The following is a 20,947-nucleotide window of genomic DNA, read 5'->3' as shown; positions in this document are numbered from 1 at the left end:
TTATGAAATCATTTTTCGAAGATGGTGTTTATGAAGAAATTACCTCAAGATTAAATAAGATAAATGAGGAAACACAACCAAAATGGGGAAAAATGCAATATAAGCACTTAGATCATCACTTTAGTCAATTTGGCGTTTAATGAAGTATCCTCCAAAACACCACCAAGACAATAACATCAATAATATGGTTGATGTTATCAAGACTTACCCATTGGCCACTGTTATTTCAGTTAGTAACAACTCTCCATTAATCACACACTTACCTTTGATTTTTGACAATAACAAGCTCATTGGCCATATTGACATCTATAATCCACAAGCTAAGCTACTGAAAGACAATAATGAAGTTACCGTATTATTTTCTGGACCAGAATGTTATATCTCACCTAGTGTTTATGGCACAACCCAATTACCAACCTGGAATTATATTAAGGTACATTTAAAAGGTACTGTAGAGGCTATTGAAAGTAAAGAAGCCTTAAAGCAATCCTTAATTTCCATGACAGAATTTTTGGAAGCACCTGACCATAAGTATGTATTAGAACCAGACAACCCACGTCTTGACAGGAATCTCAATTACATTGAAATGTTCGAGATAACAATTACACAATGGGAAGGTAAATTTAAACTGTCACAAGACAAAAAACCTAGCGATACTAAGTTTGCAAGAGAAGAATTAATCAGAGTAAATCAAGAAAGTATTAGACAATTTTTGGATAAGGTGTTTTGACCTTTTAATACCCTAAAGCATGAAACAAATTACTCTTAAAGTCATAAAAATACTAACACTAACTATAGTTTGCCTTTCAGTCCTAACTGTTTTACTTTTTGGATATAATGATATTCCTTTAGAAGAATTAAAAAGAAAATACACCAATGATTCATCAAAATTTACTTCAGTTAACAATATGAATGTTCATTATCGTGATGAAGGTTTAAGAAACGACTCTATCCCAATAATCTTAATTCATGGCACAGGGTCTAGTCTTCATACCTTCGATAATTGGTCTTCTAAATTGAGTAAAACCAAACGTGTCGTTAGAATGGATTTACCAGGTTATGGACTTACAGGTCCTTTTCTAAACAGGAATTATTCAAAGAATAATTATGTAAGCTTCATAAAATCCTTTTTAGATACATTGAAAATTAAAAAATGTATTTTAGCAGGTAACTCTCTAGGAGGCAATATTGCTTGGCTTTTTACTACTAAATTTCCATCCAAAGTAAAAAAATTGATTCTTATTGATGCTTCAGGATATCCTAATAAATCTAAAGATATTCCTATAGCTTTTAAACTCGCTCAAATACCCATAATTAATAATGCGTTTACATATATTACACCTCGCTTTATAGCTAAAAAGAGTGTAGAAAACGTTTATGCAGATAAGAGCAAAGTGAACGCGGAGCTTGTTAACCGCTATTTTGAACTCACTTTAAGAAAAGGTAATAGACAAGCCTTTGTAGATAGACTCGCAATTGAACCTGATCCTAACCAATACAAAAAAATTAAAATCATTAAACAACCTGTACTTATACTTTGGGGTGAAGAAGATATGTTAACACCTGTTGAAATGGCTAATCGGTTTAATAAAGATCTAAATAACAGCACATTAAATATTTTAAAAAGTGTTGGTCATGTACCTATGGAAGAGAGTCCAGATAAGAGTTTGGATTATGTTCTTAAATTTTTAAAATGAATTAATGAAAACACCAATAAAAAATAATTTATACCATCCTAAACTATTGTAACTAACGTATCTTTATCTTTCTAAAGACTTAAAAATGCAAAATAAAAAGGTCCTTAATTACCTGAGTAAATTATTAGATGGTTTACCTCCGGATTGGCTTAATCTTACGACACATCGTTTAGATATTTATACCGAACCATTAGCAAAAACCCAATTTTTAGAACAGTTTGAGCAATTATTTGAAGCCAATAACACCAATACTTCTGCACTACAAATTCTGCCAACAGCTTATGATTATATTCGATTAGGACATCCTTTATCTTGCGTTTTAGAATGGACAATTGCTAAGCTCAACGGAAATCATTCAGAACAAGTAATCAGTTTTTCATCGCAGACTATGCCAATTCTAGCTGTTTTAAGGAGCAATTTATTAAACAGAAAAAAAACCCGTATCATTTACACAGGTGCAATCCCAAAAGGGTTAAATCCAAAAACTATAAAGCGGGTTTATGGATATAATTTTGACTTAATTCAAATCGAGGATATTAATCTAATCTCTGAATTTGAGGGCAGTACGATTTTAGTTGTAGACCAGAACCAATCGAATCAATTAATTACAAGCAAAAACATTGATTTCACAGTTAAAATTTATAAAAAAACAGGTAGTGTTATTGTAATTCATAGTGACGACAAGACCGACTACGCTAAAGAAATTCAGCATGTAAGACGAAGAGAATCCATAGCTATGACACCAGCTAACTGTGTTACAGTTTTACAATCCATAGCATCGCAATCAGATCTTTATTATTTAGATTACAATTTAGAAGATTCTAAAAATCGCGTTCTTAATACTATTAGTACTATTAACAATGTAAATTCTAAAGCAATAATTGGTTCTAGTGGTTTATCTATTCAATATGCTATTATGATGGGATTAGTAGACCACGCTTTAGAACAACATAATGGTAAACCAATTAAATTTATAGTGCCAACAAACTGTTATGGAGGTACTAATGATCAAGCTAGACGCGTAGCTGCAACGCTTGATAATGTTGATATTGTGGATCTACAAGTGGATGGAGATAATGATATGGTAGCGAGTCTTGAAGTTGTTTTGATTACCATAGCGAAAGAAGATGCTGTTCCTTACATCATTGCTGAAATACCTACCAACCCAAGGGTAGAAGTCCCAGACATGCAAGCTTTAAAAGCTGTATTAACTAAAGAACGAAGTAGTTCTAATGGAAATATAGCGATTGCACCTATATTAATTTTAGATCAAACATTTTGTCCAAACCTTCAATTTTTAAGTGACGCTAGCTTACTAGCATCAATTCAAACCATAGCATATATTAGCGGGTCCAAGTTTCCAAGTGGTGGTAAATGTACGGCAGGTTATTGTCTAGCAAACGATTCTGCTAAACATTTGATATCTAAGATTGAGACTCATCTTTCCCTCTGCGATAATGAAGCTACAGATTTACAATATCAAATTCTAGCAAATCAAATGCCATCCATGCTTCAACGTATTTCTGATGCGTATAAGAATACAAGGGACTTTGTGAGCTTTATTGAAGAAACGCTACCCTGCGCTAAAATCAATTTTGTTTCTGAAGACTTAGCGCAACAGGGATTTACTCCTTCAGTATTCTCTTTAGACTTACCAACCAAAGGCAATACCCCAGAAGAAAAGGAAAAGTATAAACGCACTTTAAACCATAAGTTGATTAACCTAATGATTACTGAAATACCTGATGAAAGTAAATACTGTGTGAGTTATGGGCAATTAAAAGGTTGTTATTGGACCATACCTGCGACCTCAACACAAGGCACTACTAAAGAAGGCGATAAAGATTATATAGCACGTATTGCAGTATCCCCTAATTTGGATTTAAACAAGCACAAATCTGTGTTTCAAGATTTTGCTGACAATATCTAGTTTGCGGTTTTCAAAATTTTCGCTGAAATTCGCTAGGTGTCGTACTACCATTAAAAAATGTTTGACACCTATAAAATAGATTACTTACAACCTTAAATCAGTTCTTTAACATAATACCTAAAGTCAAAACCGTACCTCCTAAAAGTGAAAAGTTGTTACAGTGGGAAAATTATTAAAAGATACATCCTTCTAAATAAATTATTTCGTTTGTATCAAGAAACTCTTCTGTATAATTTCTTTCAGATGGAGTGAAAATAAATGTTTGACCATCAGTAGTTGAAAAATGAAGTAAACCATCAATTACTTCATATTTATGAGTTACAGTGTATTCAATTTCTTCACTAGATCCATAATATTCATAAGCAAACCAAAACCTATCCACTTCATCTTTTTGGGTTCTTATATTCCATTTTATTCCATTGTTAGTTGTTTCACCTAATTTCCAACCATCACAATATGAAGTAATACTATCAAGATTAAAAAAGGATATGAAATATTCATTGCCTGAAAAGTTTGAAAGTTTTATATCTGAAAAGTCGCTATAATAATTTCCTGCATCTGTCCAGATTGTACCATCATATTTAGATAAAAATCGACAAAATTTTCGTCCCCAACCCGGACCACAGTATTGATGTGAAGGTGGATCCAAAGAAGGATACTGTACTCCACTTGCACTTGTTACAATATCTTGATTTTCGGATTGTTCAGACTGTTCAGTATAAGTAGGTTCAAATGAATCTCCACAGCTTTTCAAAAAACAAAACAAAACAAAGGATAATAATAGTGAAAGTGTTTTTTTCATTTCTTATATGATTATAACATGTCAATATAAAAAATTAATTACTTTATCAAGGAAATAATAATATACTGAGGCGTTTACTAACTCTTAAAAAGTCCCTTCACCTCATCAAAATCTAAGCCTCCATAATTACCAGAACTCATTAGTAGCAATGATTTATTTTCAAAATTTTGTGAGAACAAGGAGTTTTTAAAATCCTCAGGATTAGTATATATTATTAAATCATCTCGCTCAAAAGCATTTGCAACTTGCTCGTGAGTAACTTCTTCCAACTTTTTAATTTCAACCGCATGTGGTGAATAAAATACTACTGCAACATCTGCAGCATCAAGGGCACCTTTGTATTCTTTTAAAAATTCTGCATTTAAACTACTATAGGTATGAAGTTCTAGGCAGGCTATTAATTCTCTATCGCTATATTGACTTTTAACAGCTTTAGTTGTAGCCTCTACCTTACTTGGTGAATGTGCAAAATCTTTGTATACCACACTATTTGAGCTTTCAGCAATTTTCTCTAAGCGTTTACTCGCACCTTTGAAAGTAGATATGGCTTCATAAAAGTCATCTTCATCTATACCCATATGCTGGCAAATCCATTTGGCACCTGCAAGGTTGTTTAGGTTATGTGCACCAAAGACTTCAATTGGCATTGGCCCTTCTGGTGTTTCTAATAAAGTAACACCGTCTTCCACAGAATAATCTGGTGTTCTATACGGTAACTTGCGTATTTGATTTTCTGATGCCAATACAACACGCTTTACTTCTTCATCTTCTTCATTATAATTGATACTTCCACCCGTTACAATGGAGTCTACAAAAATGCTAAACTGCTCCACGTAATTCTCATATGTTGGAAATACATTGATATGATCCCAAGCTATACCGCTTAGCAATGCAATGTTAGGTTTATACAAATGAAATTTCGATCGCCTGTCTATTGGAGAACTCAGATATTCATCACCTTCTAGAACAATAAAGTCATTGTCTTCTGTGAGTTTAACCATTACATCAAAACCTTCTAACTGCGCGCCAACCATGTAATCTACATCTCTATCATGATAGTTCATAACATGCAAAATCATGGATGTAATCGTCGTTTTACCATGGCTTCCACCAATCACTACTCGTGTTTTGTGTTTGGATTGCTCGTATAAAAATTCTGGATAACTGTAAATTTTAAGGCCTAACTCTTGAGCTTTTAGAAGTTCAGGGTTATCTGCTTTTGCATGCATTCCCAGTACAATCGCATCCAAGTTAGAGGATACTTTCTCCGGAAACCAACCAAATTCTTCAGGTAATAATCCCTTCGCCTCTAACCTAGATCTAGAGGGATCAAAAATTGTATCGTCACTACCTGTGACATTATAACCTTTATTGTGCAAGGCTAAGGCCAAGTTATGCATAGCAGCACCACCAATAGCAATAAAATGTACATTCATGTAACAAATATCAAACTACAAGGTGCAATTTCCAAATAACCAAGTAGTTAATTACAAACTAACTTTTTTATAAGTCTGGGTTGAATGCCAGACTATTAAATAACTTGGCTTTTGTATTAAAAAACTTATTTTGTATTGATACGGCTTTTAACTGCCCATCTATCAATTTAGATTCACGAGAATTTACCAAAAACAGTGAACTTTCTCCCAACTGAAATTTAAGTTCTTCTGCTTCTAGCATTCTTTCATAATCAGTTACCATTTGATTGGTAATTTCAATCTTTACTGCATAAGAATTGAGCTCTTGCTTTAAGGCATCATTTTTATTCTGAATATTTACACGAGTTGCATCTCTCTCAAATTCAGTATCAGATAGTTTAATCCTTGTGAGTTTTAAATCTAAAGTATTGATATTAAATATTTTTCTTCCTTAAACACATCAATTTTTGGTAAGCCGGTGATGGCTTTATTGATCCAGAGTAATGCTTTTGATTTTTCATTTTTATGCCTGTATATCTGTGCTAAACGATAATAGGCCCATTCTTTGGGTACACCATCTTTGGCTGAATAATTCGCCAAATAAGCATTAAGACACTTTTCCCCTTTTTCTAATTGAAAATTATAATCCGCACAAACCTTTCCAATTTGATAATGGATAGCATTACGTTGATGCTTTTGTTGAGAAGCTTCTAATGTCCCTATAGCCTTATCAGGTTGCTTTTGCTTGTCATAAAAGTTAGTGAGTTTTTCATAACAGGTTACAGAGCCACCAACTTTTATTGCCAATCTATAATATTTTTCGGCTAATTCTGGTTCGTCATCATATTCGTACACATAGCCTTTGGCCAAATAACCATCTACTTTAGACAATTTTTCAAGTTCATCAGCATACTTTAAGGCCTTAGAATAACTTCCGCCTACTATACCAGGTAATGACACATATAGATCAACTAAAGCCCAACGCGTATCTATATGTTTAGGATCTAACTGAGCTGCAGTTAAAAAAGAACGTTTAACATCTCCAATAATCCCAAGTGCTTTAATCTTGCTAATACTTCTGGCCTTCATACCAAGGGCTCCACCATATTTATAATGATAATTCGCATTATTGGGATTTTTCTCCTTTAAAGTTTTGTATTGTTCAATGGCTTTATCCCATTTTCTTTGATGACCATAAGCATCACCTAAAAGTTCATTCGCCTTAACATGATCTGGGTTAGTCGCAAGATAATTTTGCATTTCGCTTTGGGCACTAACAAACTTTTTTGATGAAATATACATTTCTGCTTTGTCAATAGAACTTTGTGAAAAGCATATTGAAGAAATGAAAAGTATCCATATATATTTTAACATAGCAAACTGGCTTTCAATAACAAAAATACAATTAAAGTATCAGTCGTAAAATCATATAAACTTAACGTTTCGTTTCACTAGCAAATTGCTTAACTTCCCTCAATGAAAAGGTAGTTTTACTCTATTCACTTAATTTTTGAAATAACTTTTGAAGGTATTTTCATTGAAAGGTCAACCTTATCTATAAAATTATATAAAGATTATAATGCCATTATACTAAGCTACATTTACAAATACTCAAATTAATAATATCTAGGTAAATTAAAGTATCTTATTTTCTCTGTTTATACTAAAAAGAACAATGTAATAATGTGTTTTAATCATTCTCCCCCTCTTTTAAATTAATCACTTTTGTAAGAGAAGAAGATATTATACCTGTTGGAATTGCCACAATTCCCAAACCAATTAAAAGTATAAAAAAAGTGAAGATTCGCCCACCCATAGTTATAGGATAAACATCACCATAACCAACTGTTGTGAGCGTAATTATTGACCACCATAGACTATCAAAAATGGAGGAGAAATACTCTGGCTGTGCTTCATTTTCAAAATAATATATCCCTACAGCAGCAAAATAGATTAGCACCAATGTTATGGCCATAAAAAGGATGATTTGCTCTTTTGCCATTAGCATTGCTTTTGTAAAATGGCGCATAGCATTATTATACCTTACTAATTTTAATAGTCTAAATAATCTGAACATTCTCAAAACTCTAAGTGATCTTAAATCCACACCAAAGGATAAATAAAATGGAAGTATGGCAAAGAGGTCAATTAAACCAAAAAAACTAAAGATGAATTTGAATTTTCTATCAGCTACAAAAATTCTCAGTAAGTATTCTATTGTAAATATGGCAACACAAAAAATCTCTATTGAATTTAGTATATATCTAGTTTGAGACTTAAGATTTGGAATCGTTTCAATGGAAAACGTAATTACTGATAGAACAATTAAAAATTGTATAAAAAATGCAAAGCTTCTACTTAATTTGTTGTTATTATATTCGACAATACTTTTTATCCAAGCCTTCATAATAATTAACAATTATTCATTTAGCATTTGCCAGAGTTTGTCTTTCAATTCTGTAAGACCTTGTTGAGCTACTGAAGAAATAAAAATATAATCAGCCTCAAGATCTTCATCTAAAATAGCAGAAATTTCAGACTTCAATTCATCATCTAACATATCAGATTTTGAAATTACAACAAATCTTTCCTTGTCTAACATTTCGGGATTATATCTTCTTAATTCATCTATCAATATATTATACTGCTCTACAATATCTTTAGCGTCAGCCGGAATTAAAAACAACAATATCGAATTTCGCTCTATATGTCTCAAAAAATAATATCCAAGGCCTTTACCTTCTGCTGCTCCTTCAATTATACCAGGAATATCAGCAATAACAAATGATTGATAATCGCGATATTTTACAATACCTAAGTTAGGTTTTAATGTGGTAAACTCATAATCAGCAATTTTTGGTTTTGCTGAAGTTAATACAGACAATAGCGTAGATTTACCGGCATTAGGAAACCCCACTAACCCAACATCTGCCAGGACCTTCAACTCTAAAGTAATATCCTTTTCTTCTAATGGAATTCCGGGTTGTGCGTAACGTGGTGTTTGATTTGTAGAGCTCTTAAAATGCCAGTTTCCGCGTCCACCTTTACCTCCTTCTGCGACAATCTTTTCTTCGCCATCTTCAGTAATTTCAAAAAGCACGTCGTTCGTTTCAGTATCACGAACAACAGTTCCTAATGGCACTTCTATTATTGCATCTTCACCGTCTGCTCCAGTACTTCTACCTGAACTACCATGAGCCCCATGTCCTGCTTTTATATGACGTTTGAATTTTAAGTGAATTAATGTCCAAAGATTGGAATTACCTTTTATAATTATATGACCACCACGACCACCATCACCTCCATCAGGACCACCTTTTTGAATATATTTTTCGCGGTGTAAATGTACTGATCCTTTACCTCCATTTCCCGATGTAACATGCATTTTTACGTAGTCTACAAAATTTCCTTCGGTCATGGCATAAAATCAATAAGTATTTAGTACAATACTTGTTTTATTATAAATTATCAATTACAGCACTCAAACGAATTGTAATTTCTTCAATACTTCCTACACCATCAACACCAAAATATTTATCCTGTTCTGAGTAATAATCTTTTAAAATTGCTGTTTTGTCGTAGTATTCCTTTATTCTATTTCTTATAATACTTTCATCAGCATCATCAGCTCTTCCACTTGTTTTACCACGCTCTAACAATCTACCAACTAATACTTCATCCTCTACCTCTAGTGCTACCATTGCATTAATTTGACAATCTTTAGATTGCATTAAGTTATCCAATGCTTTCGCTTGTGCATTGGTTCTTGGAAAACCATCGAAAATAAAACCTTTTGCATCGGCATTTTTTTCAACTTCCTTATTAAGCATATCAATGGTAACTTGGTCTGGCACCAATTCTCCTTTATCTATGTAAGACTTAGCTAACATTCCAAGAGCAGTCTCATTCTTAATATTATATCTAAAGACATCTCCTGTTGAGATGTGCACTAAATCATATTTTTCCTTTAAAAAATTCGCTTGAGTTCCTTTACCTGCACCCGGAGGGCCAAATAGAACAAGATTGGTCATATGTTGAGTTGTTTTTAATTGATATACAGCTGGTATGTCTCTTCCAAGTCCTCTATAGTCTAATCCGTAACCAACAATAAACTTATTAGGAATCTCCATACCAACATAATGGAGTTTATAATCTTTTTTGTAAGCTTCTGGTTTATGGAATAATGTAGCAATAACTAGCTGTTTTACATTCTCATTTCTAAAAATTCTATGCACTTCTTCCAACGTATTACCAGAATCTATAATATCTTCCAGTATTACAACAGTTCTGCCTGTTAAATCTTGGGTTAATCCAATTAATCTTTGTATATCCTCAGTAGACTTTACACCTTCATAAGATGCTAACTTAATAAAAGTTACTTCACAAGGTTTTGGATATAATTTTACAAAGTCGCTCACAAACATAAATGAGCCATTGAGTATGCCAACAAAAACAGGCATCTCATCTCCAAGATCCGAAGCGATTTCTTCGACCATTTTTTCAACTGAAGATTGAATTTGTTCTTCAGAGATAAAAGGTTTGAAACATAAATCGTGAAGCTTTATCAATGTACACTAAAATTTAGAAATGCAAAGATAATCATTTGATTAACCAATGACTATTTTTTGATTTATGATTTTAGAATTTTGTACTATAATTAGCGTATTTTTGTCTCTTTAACGCAATTTAAGTTGGTGTCTAGATAGATATTTAAAATGAATTACTTTTCTTCAAAATTTAAACTTGGCATTTTAGGTGGTGGACAATTAGGTAAAATGATATTGTATTCCACACGGAAATTTGATATTTATACCTGTGTATTAGATCCTAGTAGGGATGCTCCAGCAAGATTAGCTTGCGATGAATTTAATGTTGGTGACTTGTTAGATTACGATACAGTCATTGATTTTGGCAAAAAAGTAGACATTTTAACTATTGAAATTGAAAATGTCAATGTTAACGCCTTAGAAAAACTTGAAAATAATGGTATCAAGGTCTATCCTTCGGCTAAAACTTTAAAAACCATTCAAAACAAAGCACACCAAAAACTATTTTATAGAGATCATAATATACCAACTGCAGATTTCTCAAGATTTGCCTATACATCAGAAATTGATGAGGCTGTAGAGAATGGCGGGTTGAGTTACCCATTTGTTTGGAAAAGTGCCAAATTTGGATATGATGGTCAAGGGGTTAAAATAGTGAAACGACATGCAGATTTAATTGATTTACCCAATGTTGAATGTATTGCAGAAAATCTAATTCCATTTAAAAATGAATTAGCCGTTATTGTTGCACGAAATACAAAAGGCGACTTAAAAACCTACCCTGTAGTTGAAATGGAATTTCATCCAGAGGCGAATCAAGTGGAATATGTGATTTGTCCTGCAAGAATATCAGATCATATAGCTAAAAAAGCTGAACTAGTAGCCTTAAAAACTGCAGCTGCCTTTGAGCATATTGGTCTATTAGCAGTCGAAATGTTTCAGACGGAAGATGATGATATTTTAGTCAATGAAGTTGCTCCAAGACCACACAATTCTGGCCATTATAGCATTGAAGCAAGTTATACTGATCAATTTGAACAACATCTCAGAGCTATATTAGGTTTACCGTTAGGTAAAACAGAAAGTACAGTTGCAGGCGTTATGGTTAATCTTGTTGGTGCAGAAGATTACGTAGGCAATGTACTTTACAAAAACATTGAAAAAATTATTGCGATGGATGGTGTTACACCACATATTTATGGCAAAAAACAGACAAGACCTTTCAGAAAAATGGGCCATGTCACCATTGTAAATGAAGATGTTGACAAAGCTAGAGTGATAGCAGAAAAAGTAAAAAAAACAATCCAAGTTATAAGTGAATAAATTATGAGTAAAGTAGGTGTAATTATGGGAAGCAAAAGCGATTTGCCAGTTATGCAAGACGCTATTGATATTTTAAAAGGATTTGATATTGAAGTAGAGGTTGATATTGTCTCTGCACATAGAACACCAGAGAAGTTATTCTATTATGGTAAAAATGCTCATGTACGTGGTATAAAAGTTATTGTTGCAGGTGCTGGAGGCGCTGCGCATTTACCTGGCATGGTGGCTTCTTTATCTCCATTACCTGTCATTGGTGTGCCAGTAAAAAGTAGCAACTCCATTGATGGTTGGGATTCTGTATTATCCATCTTGCAAATGCCCGGAGGAGTACCAGTAGCAACTGTTGCTTTAAACGGTGCTAAAAATGCAGGAATTTTAGCCGCACAAATTTTAGGATGCACAGACCAATGTATTTTAGATAAAATTGTAGTCTACAAAGAAGGTTTAAAGGCGAAGGTTATAGAATCTGCTAAAGATTTATAAAAAAAGCCTTGACTATCTGCCAAGGCTTCTAGCTATTAACCAATCCTTTTTGAACAATAGATTTTGTTCTAAAAGATTCACAAAAATAAACAAAAGATAAATACTAAATTGATTTTTACGAACTTAAAATTGAGTTAAAGTTCACAATATCAGCAATATAGTAAGAAAATTAAGACGGCGTAAAATGACAATTCTCAATAAACCCTTTGATACACAGTACAATACAGCTCCATTTTCAAAATTAAAAACCGAAGAATTTTTATCCGCTTTTAAGACAGCAATTAAAAAAGCTAAATCAGAAATTGATACCATTGTCAATAACAAAGAAAAGCCAACATTTCAAAATACCATTGAGGCACTTGACTATTCAGGTGAAGAGTTAGATAGAATATCTAGTATTTTCTTCAATCTTAATTCTGCAGAAACCAATGATGAAATACAAAAGATTGCTCAGGAAGTGTCACCACTACTTTCAGAATTTAGTAATGACATTGCCCTGAATGAAGATTTATTTAATCGTGTTAAATCAGTATTTGATTCTAAATCAGATTTAAAATTAAATACAGAACAAGCAACGCTACTAGATAAAAAATATAAAAGTTTTGCTAGAAACGGGGCTAATTTACCTGAAGATAAAAAAGAAAGACTGAGAGCCATTGATAAAGAATTAAGTCAACTTAAACTAAAGTTTGGTGAGCACATATTAGCCGAAACCAATAAGTTTGAAATGCACTTAACTCATATAGACAATTTAGATGGTTTGCCAGAAGGTGCCAAAGAAGCAGCGAAACAGTTGGCAGAAAGTAAAGGTAGAAAAGGTTGGCTAATAACTTTAGATTATCCAAGTTATATTCCATTTATGACCCACGCTAAAAGCAGAAGTCTAAGAAAAAAATTATCTAAAGCTTTTGGGAGTAAAGGTTTCAAAAGTGATGAGCTAGATAACAAGGCAATTGTTTTAAAAATATCCAATCTCAGATATGAACGGGCTCAATTATTAGGTTATCAGACCCATGCACATTTTGTTCTTGAAGAACGTATGGCCGAATCTCCTGTAAAAGTAAATCACTTTCTAGAAGACCTATTAGAAAAAGCCAAACCTGCAGCCATAAAAGAATTTAAAAAACTCCAAGATTTTGCTAAGGAATTTGATGGAATTGACCAGTTACAAAAATGGGATTCTGCCTACTATTCCGAAAAATTGAAACAGAAGCTGTTCGATTTAGATGACGAAAAGTTGAAGCCTTATTTTAAACTCGAAAATGTCATTGAAGGCGCATTTACTGTGGCCAACAAATTATTTGGATTAGAGTTTAATGAGATGGATACTATAGACAAGTATCATAAAGATGTAATGACCTACAAAGTTGAAGATGCAGATGGAGAATTAGTATCTATTTTCTACGCGGACTTTTTTCCTAGAGCAGGAAAACGAAATGGTGCATGGATGACATCATTTAAACCACAGATGATAAAAAATGGCACTAATGAAAGACCTCACGTGTCAATTGTTTGCAATTTTACAAAGCCAACAAAGAGTAAACCTTCATTATTAACTTTTAACGAGGTTACCACACTTTTTCATGAGTTTGGACACGCACTACATGGCATGTTGGCCAATACAACCTACCCAAGCCTTTCAGGCACAAGTGTGTATTGGGATTTTGTGGAGCTACCAAGTCAGATTTTAGAGAATTGGTGTTATGAAGAAGAAACGTTGAAGCTATTTGCCAAGCATTATAAAACTGATCAGGTAATTCCGATGGAATTAATAGAAAAGATTAAAAAATCAGCAAACTTTAATGAAGGAATGCAAACCCTAAGACAATTGAGTTTTGGTATGCTAGATATGGCATGGCATGGTGTTGACCCGTCAGAAATAAAGGATATAAAAACTTATGAGCTCAAGGCATTTGGCGAAACACAACTTTATCCAGATGTTAAAGCCAACTGTATGAGTACTGCATTTGCTCATATATTCCAAGGTGGATACTCATCAGGTTATTATAGTTATAAATGGGCCGAAGTATTAGATGCAGATGCTTTTGAGTATTTTAAGGAAGAAGGTATATTTAATAAAACAGTTGCTAATAAGTTTAAAACCTATGTCTTGTCTCAAGGTGGTACCGAAAATCCAATGACCTTATACAAAAAATTTAGAGGACAAGAACCCAAACCAGAAGCCTTATTACGACGAGCTGGGTTGATAAAATAAGTAGGACGTGTTTTACTAAAATTTGTTTTGAAATAGGACGTTTTAATTAAGGCTTAATAAACTTATTACATAAAACTAAATTTAAATAAAATTTTCATTTACAAACTCCTTAAAATAATTATAAATTGAAGTAAATCCATTCTAACCTCTTTCAGTTTTTTAATTAATTATTCTATTTTTGAGATAGCAATGAAAAACAAAAATGTCTAGACATCAAATAGATCCCAATAACTGGATTTCACAATATTCAGATTACCTTTTTAATTACACAATTACAAGAGTAAGTGACCGCGCAATTGCTCAAGATTTAGTCTCTGAAACATTCTTAGCTGGACTAAAATCAATGGTAAATTTTAAGGGTGATGCAAGTGAAAGAACATGGTTGGTATCTATTCTCAAGCGAAAAATTATTGATCACTATAGAAAAATAAACTCTAAAAAAGGGAGAGCAGAAGTTAGAATGGGTTATAGTAATTACTCCGATGCAGAAGGTGATTGGTTAGAAGAAAAAATTGCAGATCCATTTGACAAGACTGCCGAAGACAAACTGGAAAATTCTGAGTTAGGTGATGCTATTTATGACTGTTTAGATAAATTACCTCAAAAACAAGCAGAGGTTTTTAAAATGAAAACAATTTTAGGTTATGATACACAAACTATTTGTAATGAATTAGATATTACTGCGTCTAACCTTTGGGTAATCATCCATAGAGCACGTGCTGCCTTGGCTGATTGCATTGGAAAAAACTGGTTTTAAAGACATGAAAAAAAGTTTTTTATTTATTTCCTGCGAAGAAGCAAAGTACATTTGTGATAAAAGCCAATATGGTGAGGCCTCAACCTGGGAACGATTCAAATTAAGTTTAAGACTTTCGTGGTGTCACATTACGAGATATTATTCCAGAAAGAACAATAAGCTTACTGATGCCGTGCAAAAGGCAGAAGTAAATTGTTTGAAAACTGATGAAAGAACCAAAATCAAGGAGCAGTTCGAAAAAGAACTAGCTAAGTATCAAAAATAAAACCAGCCAAAATATAGGTAAACTTTCTACCCAGAAAGCACTATAATACTTCGATTGATTTTTATTGGAAAAAGCTAAAAATAAAGCTGTAACAAATGTTATTATCAATAAAATAGTTAATGATTTAGTATCAATTTCATTTTTAAAATATTCCAAGAAAAAGAAAAGTATCAAAAGAAATATTCCAATAATTTTTGTTCGTTTAACTCCAATTCGTTGCGGTATTGTCCCAAGTTTTAAACTGTCATAGTTTAAATCTCTAATTTCAAATGGTAGCATTAATACAATTATATAGAAAAACCTCTGAAAACATGTAACAACAGCATCTGCACCAATTTCTATTTCATTTTGAATTAGTGGTAAAACAACCGTTGATAAAGACCAAACTATTGCGATTACATATACCTTAAGACCGCTAATTTGTCGTAGGTTGCTTTGATCATCAACAAAATATTTCTTTGGTAACAAGGGAATGGCATACAAAAATGTTATTACACCTAAAAGTACAATCAAAATTTTTGAATTCACTAAAAGTTGAAAGGCATAATATGCCAATATTATAAACGCAATAAGCGAAAACAGCTGTATAGCTTTTAACCAATCTGCCAATCTTCGATGATGAAATTTTGCAACACCAAAATACTTAACAAAATTGTATCCTGTAATGGTTGCAAAAAAGACGAAATAGAGGCTATTTTTATCATATTTCAAATTATATTCTAAAAGAGTAACCCATGTTAATGCATATGCTGCTATCGCTACATGAATACTACTATTGACATAGAAATAAAAAAGTTGTTTAATAAACCTCACATTACAAAAATAGTTAATGTGTTAATAACCGAGTGAATCCGTTAAAAACTTTAGTTTTCCTTAACTAATAAAAGAGGGTATTTACGTATTTTTGCTTATCAAAAAAATAGCATTAAAAAAGAATGGATACTACCTCTTTTGCACTAAGGCATATTGGCCCAAATTCTCACGAACAAAAAGTTATGCTTAATACAATTGGCGTAACAAGTATTGAACAATTAGTTTCCGAAACTATCCCCTCTGGGATTCGTCTTGATAAGGATTTAGAATTAGATCCGGCAATGAGCGAACAAGAATATTTAAGCCACATTTATAAACTTTCTCAATTAAATAAAGTTTATAAATCATATATTGGCTTAGGGTATCACCCAGCTAATTTACCAGCAGTCATTCAGCGTAACATTTTAGAAAATCCAGGATGGTATACTGCTTATACTCCTTATCAAGCAGAAATTGCTCAAGGACGTTTAGAAGCATTATTAAACTTTCAAACAATGGTTATCGATTTGACTGGAATGGAAATTGCCAACGCTTCATTACTAGATGAAAGTACTGCAGCAGCCGAAGCAATGGGATTGTTGTTTGCTGTGAGAGAAAGAGCGCAAAAGAAAGCTGGAGTCAATAAATTTTTTGTTTCTGATTTAGTTTTACCACAGACAATAGCATTATTGGAAACAAGGGCTGTCCCAATTGGGATTGAATTAGTTATTGGAAATGAGGCAGAATTTAATTTAAGTGATGAGTTTTTTGGTGCCTTATTACAGTACCCTGGTAAAAATGGGCAAATTACAGATATAAAAGCTTTTATTGAAAAAGCTAAAACCTCTAATATTAAAGTGGCTGTTGCCGCAGACATTTTAAGCCTCGTTAAATTAGAAGCCCCTGGAAAATTTGGTGCAGATGTTGTTGTTGGTACAACACAACGTTTTGGTATCCCGATGGGATATGGTGGACCTCACGCCGCTTATTTCGCAACTAAAGAGGCATACAAACGTGATGTCCCTGGAAGAATTATTGGAGTTACCAAAGACACAAACGGTAACAGAGCCTTAAGAATGGCTTTGCAAACTCGAGAGCAACACATTAAAAGGGATAAAGCAACTTCTAACATTTGTACCGCTCAGGTATTACTAGCTGTGATGGCTGGCATGTATGCCGTTTATCACGGTCCAAAGGGTTTAACTTTTATAGCTGATAAAGTAAAAAACTCAACCTCAACCTTAGCGAAAGCACTTGAACAACTAGGATTAGACCAAATAAACTCTCACTATTTTGATACACTTCAAATTAAAGCTGATCCATTGAAGGTGATGTACGAAGCAGAAAAACAAGAAGTAAATTTTTATTATCCTGATAACAATACTGTAACCATCTCAATCAATGAGACTACAACCATAGCAGATTTAAATGAAATAATCTCAATTTTTGAAAAAGTTACAGGCAAAAGAACAGACAAAATTACCTCTATAACTGAAGAGGATACATTACCTAATAACCTAAAACGCAAGTCAGATTTTTTAAGCTATGAAGTTTTTAATTCATTTCATTCTGAGACTGAACTAATGCGTTATATCAAAAAGTTAGAACGTAAAGATTTAGCACTAAATCATTCTATGATTTCACTAGGGTCTTGTACGATGAAACTTAATGCTGCTTCTGAAATGTTGCCATTAAGTTGGGGAAGTTGGGGGAATATGCATCCTTTTACTCCAATTAATCAGGCTACAGGATATCACCTTATGCTTAATTCTTTAGAAAATCAATTAACTGAAATAACTGGTTTTGCGGCAACATCGCTACAACCAAATTCAGGGGCTCAAGGAGAATTTGCAGGTCTGATGGTAATTAAAGCGTATCATGAGTCGCGAGGTGACCATCATAGAAATATATGCTTAATCCCATCATCTGCACATGGTACAAATCCAGCTAGTGCCGTTATGGCTGGAATGAAAGTTGTTGTAACGAAGGCATCGGAAGATGGCAACATAGACGTCAATGATTTAAGGGAAAAAGCAGAATTGCACAAGGACAATCTATCTGCATTAATGATCACTTATCCTTCTACCCATGGAGTATTTGAATCTGCAATTAAAGATATTACCCAGATTATACATGATAATGGCGGTCAAGTGTATATGGATGGTGCCAATATGAACGCACAAGTAGGATTAACACACCCAGGCAATATAGGTGCAGATGTATGTCATTTAAACCTTCATAAAACTTTTGCTATTCCACATGGTGGTGGTGGCCCAGGAGTTGGACCAATTTGTGTTGCTGAACAACTAGTTCCTTTTTTACCTGGGAATCCAATTATTAAAACTGGTGGACATCAGGCTATTTCTGCTATTTCAGCCGCACCATTTGGTTCATCATTGGCTTGTATTATATCATATGGGTATATTAAAATGCTAGGTACTAAAGGACTAAAAGAAGCCACTGAAATTGCTATCTTAAATGCTAATTACATTAAAGAACGACTAGAAGGTTACTATGATACACTTTATACAGGTGAAAATGGTAGGGCAGCACACGAAATGATAATAGATTGCCGTGAATTCAAATCTAGAGGAATTGAGGTTACAGACATAGCTAAAAGACTCATGGACTATGGTTTTCACGCTCCAACAGTTTCATTTCCGGTTGCAGGTACAATGATGATAGAACCGACTGAAAGTGAAAGTAAAGCGGAAATGGATCGTTTCTGTGACGCAATGATATCTATTAGAAAAGAAATTGATAAAACTTCCAAGGAGGAACCTAATAACGTTTTAAAAAATGCACCGCACACATTAGAAATGTTGACTGCAGATGAGTGGTTGTTGCCATATACTAGAGAAATTGCCGCTTTTCCATTAGACTACGTAAAGGATAATAAGTTTTGGCCAACTGTTAGACGTGTTGACGAAGCCTTTGGTGATAGAAATTTAGTATGTAGTTGCGCACCGATTGAAGCTTATATAGAAGCCTAATTTTAGTGTTTGAACATCGTAAAAATGAATATGTTTTATTTTTGTTTTAACTTAATATAATTACTTTGCTTTTTTACTTTAAATGAAAATTTTAGAATACAGATTATGAGTATTAAAATAACTGGAACAGGTAGTTACATACCAAAGAAAATTGAAAAAAATGAAGATTTTCATCAACATGAGTTTTTAAATGCAGATGGCTCTTCAATCAATTATCCAAATGAAGTGATCGTTCAAAAATTTAAAGAAATTACGGGCATTGCTGAAAGGCGTTATGCTGATGACAATCTCACATCCTCAGACTTGGGATTTTTGGCTGCACAAAAAGCCATAGACGATGCAGATATTGATCAAGAAGAGATTGACTATATAATATGTGCCCACAACTTTGGCGATGTTAGAGCTAATACAGTTCAAAGTGATATTTTACCTTGTTTAGCATCAAGAATTAAACATCGCTTAAAAATTAAGAATCCTAAGTGTGTGGCATATGATATCCTGTTTGGATGTCCAGGTTGGGTAGAAGGTGTTATACAAGCACAGGCCTTTATTAAAGCCGGAATGGCAAAAAAATGTCTGGTAATTGGTACTGAAACATTATCACGTGTTGTTGACAAACATGATAGGGATTCTATGATTTATTCAGATGGAGCTGGTGCAAGTATCGTAGAAGCTACAAACGAAGAAGGTGGCATTCTAGCTCATGAATCAGCATCATTTACGTATGACGAAGCCTATTATCTGTTCTTTGGGAATTCAAACAACAAAGCATTGTGTCCAGACACACGTTATATAAAAATGCATGGTCGTAAAATCTATGAATTTGCATTAACAAATGTCGCACAGGCGATGAAGGATTGTTTGGATAAAAGTGGTGTAGATATAGTTGACGTAAAAAAGGTATTGATTCATCAAGCCAATGAAAAAATGGATGAAGCAATTATTAAACGTTTTTACAGATTATTTAAATCTCAAGCACCAGAGGATATTATGCCTATGAGCATTCATAAACTTGGTAATAGCTCAGTTGCTACTGTCCCAACACTTTTCGATTTAATAAGAAACAATAAATTAGACAATCACAAAATCAATAAAGGTGATGTAATCATATTTGCTAGTGTAGGTGCTGGCATGCACATTAATGCAGTTGTATATAAACATTAATACCACTCACATTTTATACATTTTTTGCAACCCTTTATGTACCAAAAAACCTTTCCAAATAAACGCTTTAAACATACACTTCAGTTTTTAAAAAAACACGTTGACACATCTCAATCAATTTTAGATTTAGGCGTTAAAAACCCATTTTCAGATATAATGATTTCTGAAGGTTATAATGTAACAAATACTTCTGGTGAAGATTTAGACGAAGACCATAAAAGTATCCTTAACTCAGAAACAGATGTTGTTACCGCCTTTGAGATTTTTGAACACTTGCTTTCACCTTACGAAGTTTTGAAATCTATAAAATCCAAAAAAATTTTAATCAGTGTACCTCTTAGACTTTGGTTTTCTTCGGCTTATAGAAGTAAAACCGACGAACGTGACAGACACTATCATGAATTTGAAGACTGGCAATTAGATTGGTTACTTGAAAAAACAGGTTGGAAAATTAAAGACAGGGCAAAATGGACTAATCCTGTGAATAAAATTGGTATTCGGCCAATTCTAAGGCGGTTTACACCGAGATATTATATAGTATATGCTGAAAGAGTTTAACTTTGA

The 20,947-nt window shown here is 33.2% G+C and carries 20 protein-coding genes; 12 read left to right on the top strand and 8 right to left on the bottom strand.

Going from position 1 to position 20,947, the window contains the following annotated elements:
• Nucleotides 1-2: 2 nt before the first annotated feature.
• The 4 genes from DUZ96_RS12870 to DUZ96_RS01980 all read left to right on the top strand — a co-directional run bounded on the left by DUZ96_RS12870 (nt 3) and on the right by DUZ96_RS01980 (nt 3,627).
• Nucleotides 3-140, top strand: coding sequence for a hypothetical protein (locus tag DUZ96_RS12870; protein ID WP_181855214.1), 138 nt, complete (start codon nt 3-5; stop codon nt 138-140).
• Nucleotides 140-730, top strand: a complete 591-nt coding sequence (locus DUZ96_RS01990) for an FMN-binding negative transcriptional regulator (protein WP_114299972.1) — start codon at nt 140-142, stop codon at nt 728-730. The genes DUZ96_RS12870 and DUZ96_RS01990 overlap by 1 nt, the downstream gene beginning before the upstream one ends.
• A 19-nt stretch (nt 731-749) precedes the next feature.
• On the top strand, nt 750-1,697 hold the full coding sequence (locus DUZ96_RS01985) for an alpha/beta fold hydrolase (RefSeq protein ID WP_114299970.1): 948 nt from the start codon (nt 750-752) through the stop codon (nt 1,695-1,697).
• 85 nt (nt 1,698-1,782) lie between these two features.
• Nucleotides 1,783-3,627 carry a PLP-dependent transferase gene (locus DUZ96_RS01980; protein WP_114299968.1) on the top strand — a complete coding sequence of 615 codons (1,845 nt, stop codon included), beginning with the start codon at nt 1,783-1,785 and terminating at the stop codon, nt 3,625-3,627.
• A 172-nt stretch (nt 3,628-3,799) separates the two neighbouring features.
• Here the strand turns inward: DUZ96_RS01980 and DUZ96_RS01975 are convergent, their stop codons facing one another.
• The 7 genes from DUZ96_RS01975 to DUZ96_RS01945 form a co-directional block, all read right to left on the bottom strand.
• On the bottom strand, nt 3,800-4,429 hold the full coding sequence (locus DUZ96_RS01975) for a hypothetical protein (protein WP_114299966.1): 630 nt from the start codon (nt 4,427-4,429) through the stop codon (nt 3,800-3,802).
• 77 nt (nt 4,430-4,506) lie between these two features.
• Complete coding sequence (murC, locus tag DUZ96_RS01970) at nt 4,507-5,865, bottom strand: UDP-N-acetylmuramate--L-alanine ligase (protein WP_114299964.1); 1,359 nt, start codon at nt 5,863-5,865, stop codon at nt 4,507-4,509.
• A gap of 67 nt (nt 5,866-5,932) precedes the next feature.
• Nucleotides 5,933-6,247 (bottom strand): TolC family protein, encoded by a 315-nt coding sequence (locus DUZ96_RS13220; protein WP_409010756.1) that lies wholly within the window; start codon nt 6,245-6,247, stop codon nt 5,933-5,935.
• Nucleotides 6,248-6,264: 17 nt separating this feature from the next.
• A complete protein-coding gene (locus DUZ96_RS01960) occupies nt 6,265-7,218 on the bottom strand; it encodes a lipopolysaccharide assembly protein LapB (protein ID WP_114299962.1) in 954 nt (317 codons plus the stop codon).
• 316 nt (nt 7,219-7,534) lie between these two features.
• Nucleotides 7,535-8,251 (bottom strand): ion transporter, encoded by a 717-nt coding sequence (locus DUZ96_RS01955; RefSeq protein WP_114299960.1) that lies wholly within the window; start codon nt 8,249-8,251, stop codon nt 7,535-7,537.
• A gap of 12 nt (nt 8,252-8,263) precedes the next feature.
• Complete coding sequence (obgE, locus tag DUZ96_RS01950; RefSeq protein WP_114299958.1) at nt 8,264-9,262, bottom strand: GTPase ObgE; 999 nt, start codon at nt 9,260-9,262, stop codon at nt 8,264-8,266.
• Nucleotides 9,263-9,302: 40 nt separating this feature from the next.
• Entirely contained in the window at nt 9,303-10,412 is a 1,110-nt protein-coding gene (locus tag DUZ96_RS01945) for an adenylate kinase (RefSeq protein WP_114299956.1), read from the bottom strand.
• Nucleotides 10,413-10,559: 147 nt separating this feature from the next.
• Here DUZ96_RS01945 and DUZ96_RS01940 point away from each other — a divergent pair, with 147 nt between their 5' ends.
• The 5 genes from DUZ96_RS01940 to DUZ96_RS01920 all read left to right on the top strand — a co-directional run bounded on the left by DUZ96_RS01940 (nt 10,560) and on the right by DUZ96_RS01920 (nt 15,434).
• Complete coding sequence (locus DUZ96_RS01940) at nt 10,560-11,714, top strand: 5-(carboxyamino)imidazole ribonucleotide synthase (protein ID WP_114299954.1); 1,155 nt, start codon at nt 10,560-10,562, stop codon at nt 11,712-11,714.
• 3 nt (nt 11,715-11,717) lie between these two features.
• Nucleotides 11,718-12,197: a 5-(carboxyamino)imidazole ribonucleotide mutase gene (gene purE / locus DUZ96_RS01935; RefSeq protein ID WP_114299952.1), complete on the top strand. Its 480-nt coding sequence runs from the start codon at nt 11,718-11,720 to the stop codon at nt 12,195-12,197.
• A 184-nt stretch (nt 12,198-12,381) separates the two neighbouring features.
• A complete protein-coding gene (locus DUZ96_RS01930; protein ID WP_114299950.1) occupies nt 12,382-14,412 on the top strand; it encodes a M3 family metallopeptidase in 2,031 nt (676 codons plus the stop codon).
• A gap of 202 nt (nt 14,413-14,614) precedes the next feature.
• On the top strand, nt 14,615-15,169 hold the full coding sequence (locus DUZ96_RS01925; protein WP_114299948.1) for a sigma-70 family RNA polymerase sigma factor: 555 nt from the start codon (nt 14,615-14,617) through the stop codon (nt 15,167-15,169).
• 4 nt (nt 15,170-15,173) lie between these two features.
• Entirely contained in the window at nt 15,174-15,434 is a 261-nt protein-coding gene (locus tag DUZ96_RS01920) for a hypothetical protein (RefSeq protein WP_114299946.1), read from the top strand.
• Here the strand turns inward: DUZ96_RS01920 and DUZ96_RS01915 are convergent.
• Nucleotides 15,414-16,247 (bottom strand): hypothetical protein, encoded by an 834-nt coding sequence (locus DUZ96_RS01915; RefSeq protein WP_114299944.1) that lies wholly within the window; start codon nt 16,245-16,247, stop codon nt 15,414-15,416. The two genes, DUZ96_RS01920 and DUZ96_RS01915, sit on opposite strands and share 21 nt — an antisense overlap.
• Nucleotides 16,248-16,369: 122 nt before the next feature.
• On the opposite strand from DUZ96_RS01915, the gene gcvP reads away from it, so the two are divergent.
• From gcvP to DUZ96_RS01900, 3 genes are all read left to right on the top strand, one after another.
• A complete protein-coding gene (gene gcvP, locus DUZ96_RS01910) occupies nt 16,370-19,219 on the top strand; it encodes an aminomethyl-transferring glycine dehydrogenase (protein WP_114299942.1) in 2,850 nt (949 codons plus the stop codon).
• Between the two features lie 105 nt (nt 19,220-19,324).
• Nucleotides 19,325-20,383, top strand: a complete 1,059-nt coding sequence (locus DUZ96_RS01905; RefSeq protein ID WP_114299940.1) for a 3-oxoacyl-ACP synthase III family protein — start codon at nt 19,325-19,327, stop codon at nt 20,381-20,383.
• A gap of 36 nt (nt 20,384-20,419) precedes the next feature.
• Nucleotides 20,420-20,941: a methyltransferase domain-containing protein gene (locus tag DUZ96_RS01900; protein ID WP_114299939.1), complete on the top strand. Its 522-nt coding sequence runs from the start codon at nt 20,420-20,422 to the stop codon at nt 20,939-20,941.
• Nucleotides 20,942-20,947 lie beyond the last annotated feature (6 nt).

It is taken from the genome of Winogradskyella sp. KYW1333, from assembly GCF_003335675.1.
GTDB lineage: Bacteria > Bacteroidota > Bacteroidia > Flavobacteriales > Flavobacteriaceae > Winogradskyella.
The sequence above is the reverse complement of the archived record's forward strand: the minus strand, read 5'-3'. Positions and strand labels throughout refer to the sequence as shown.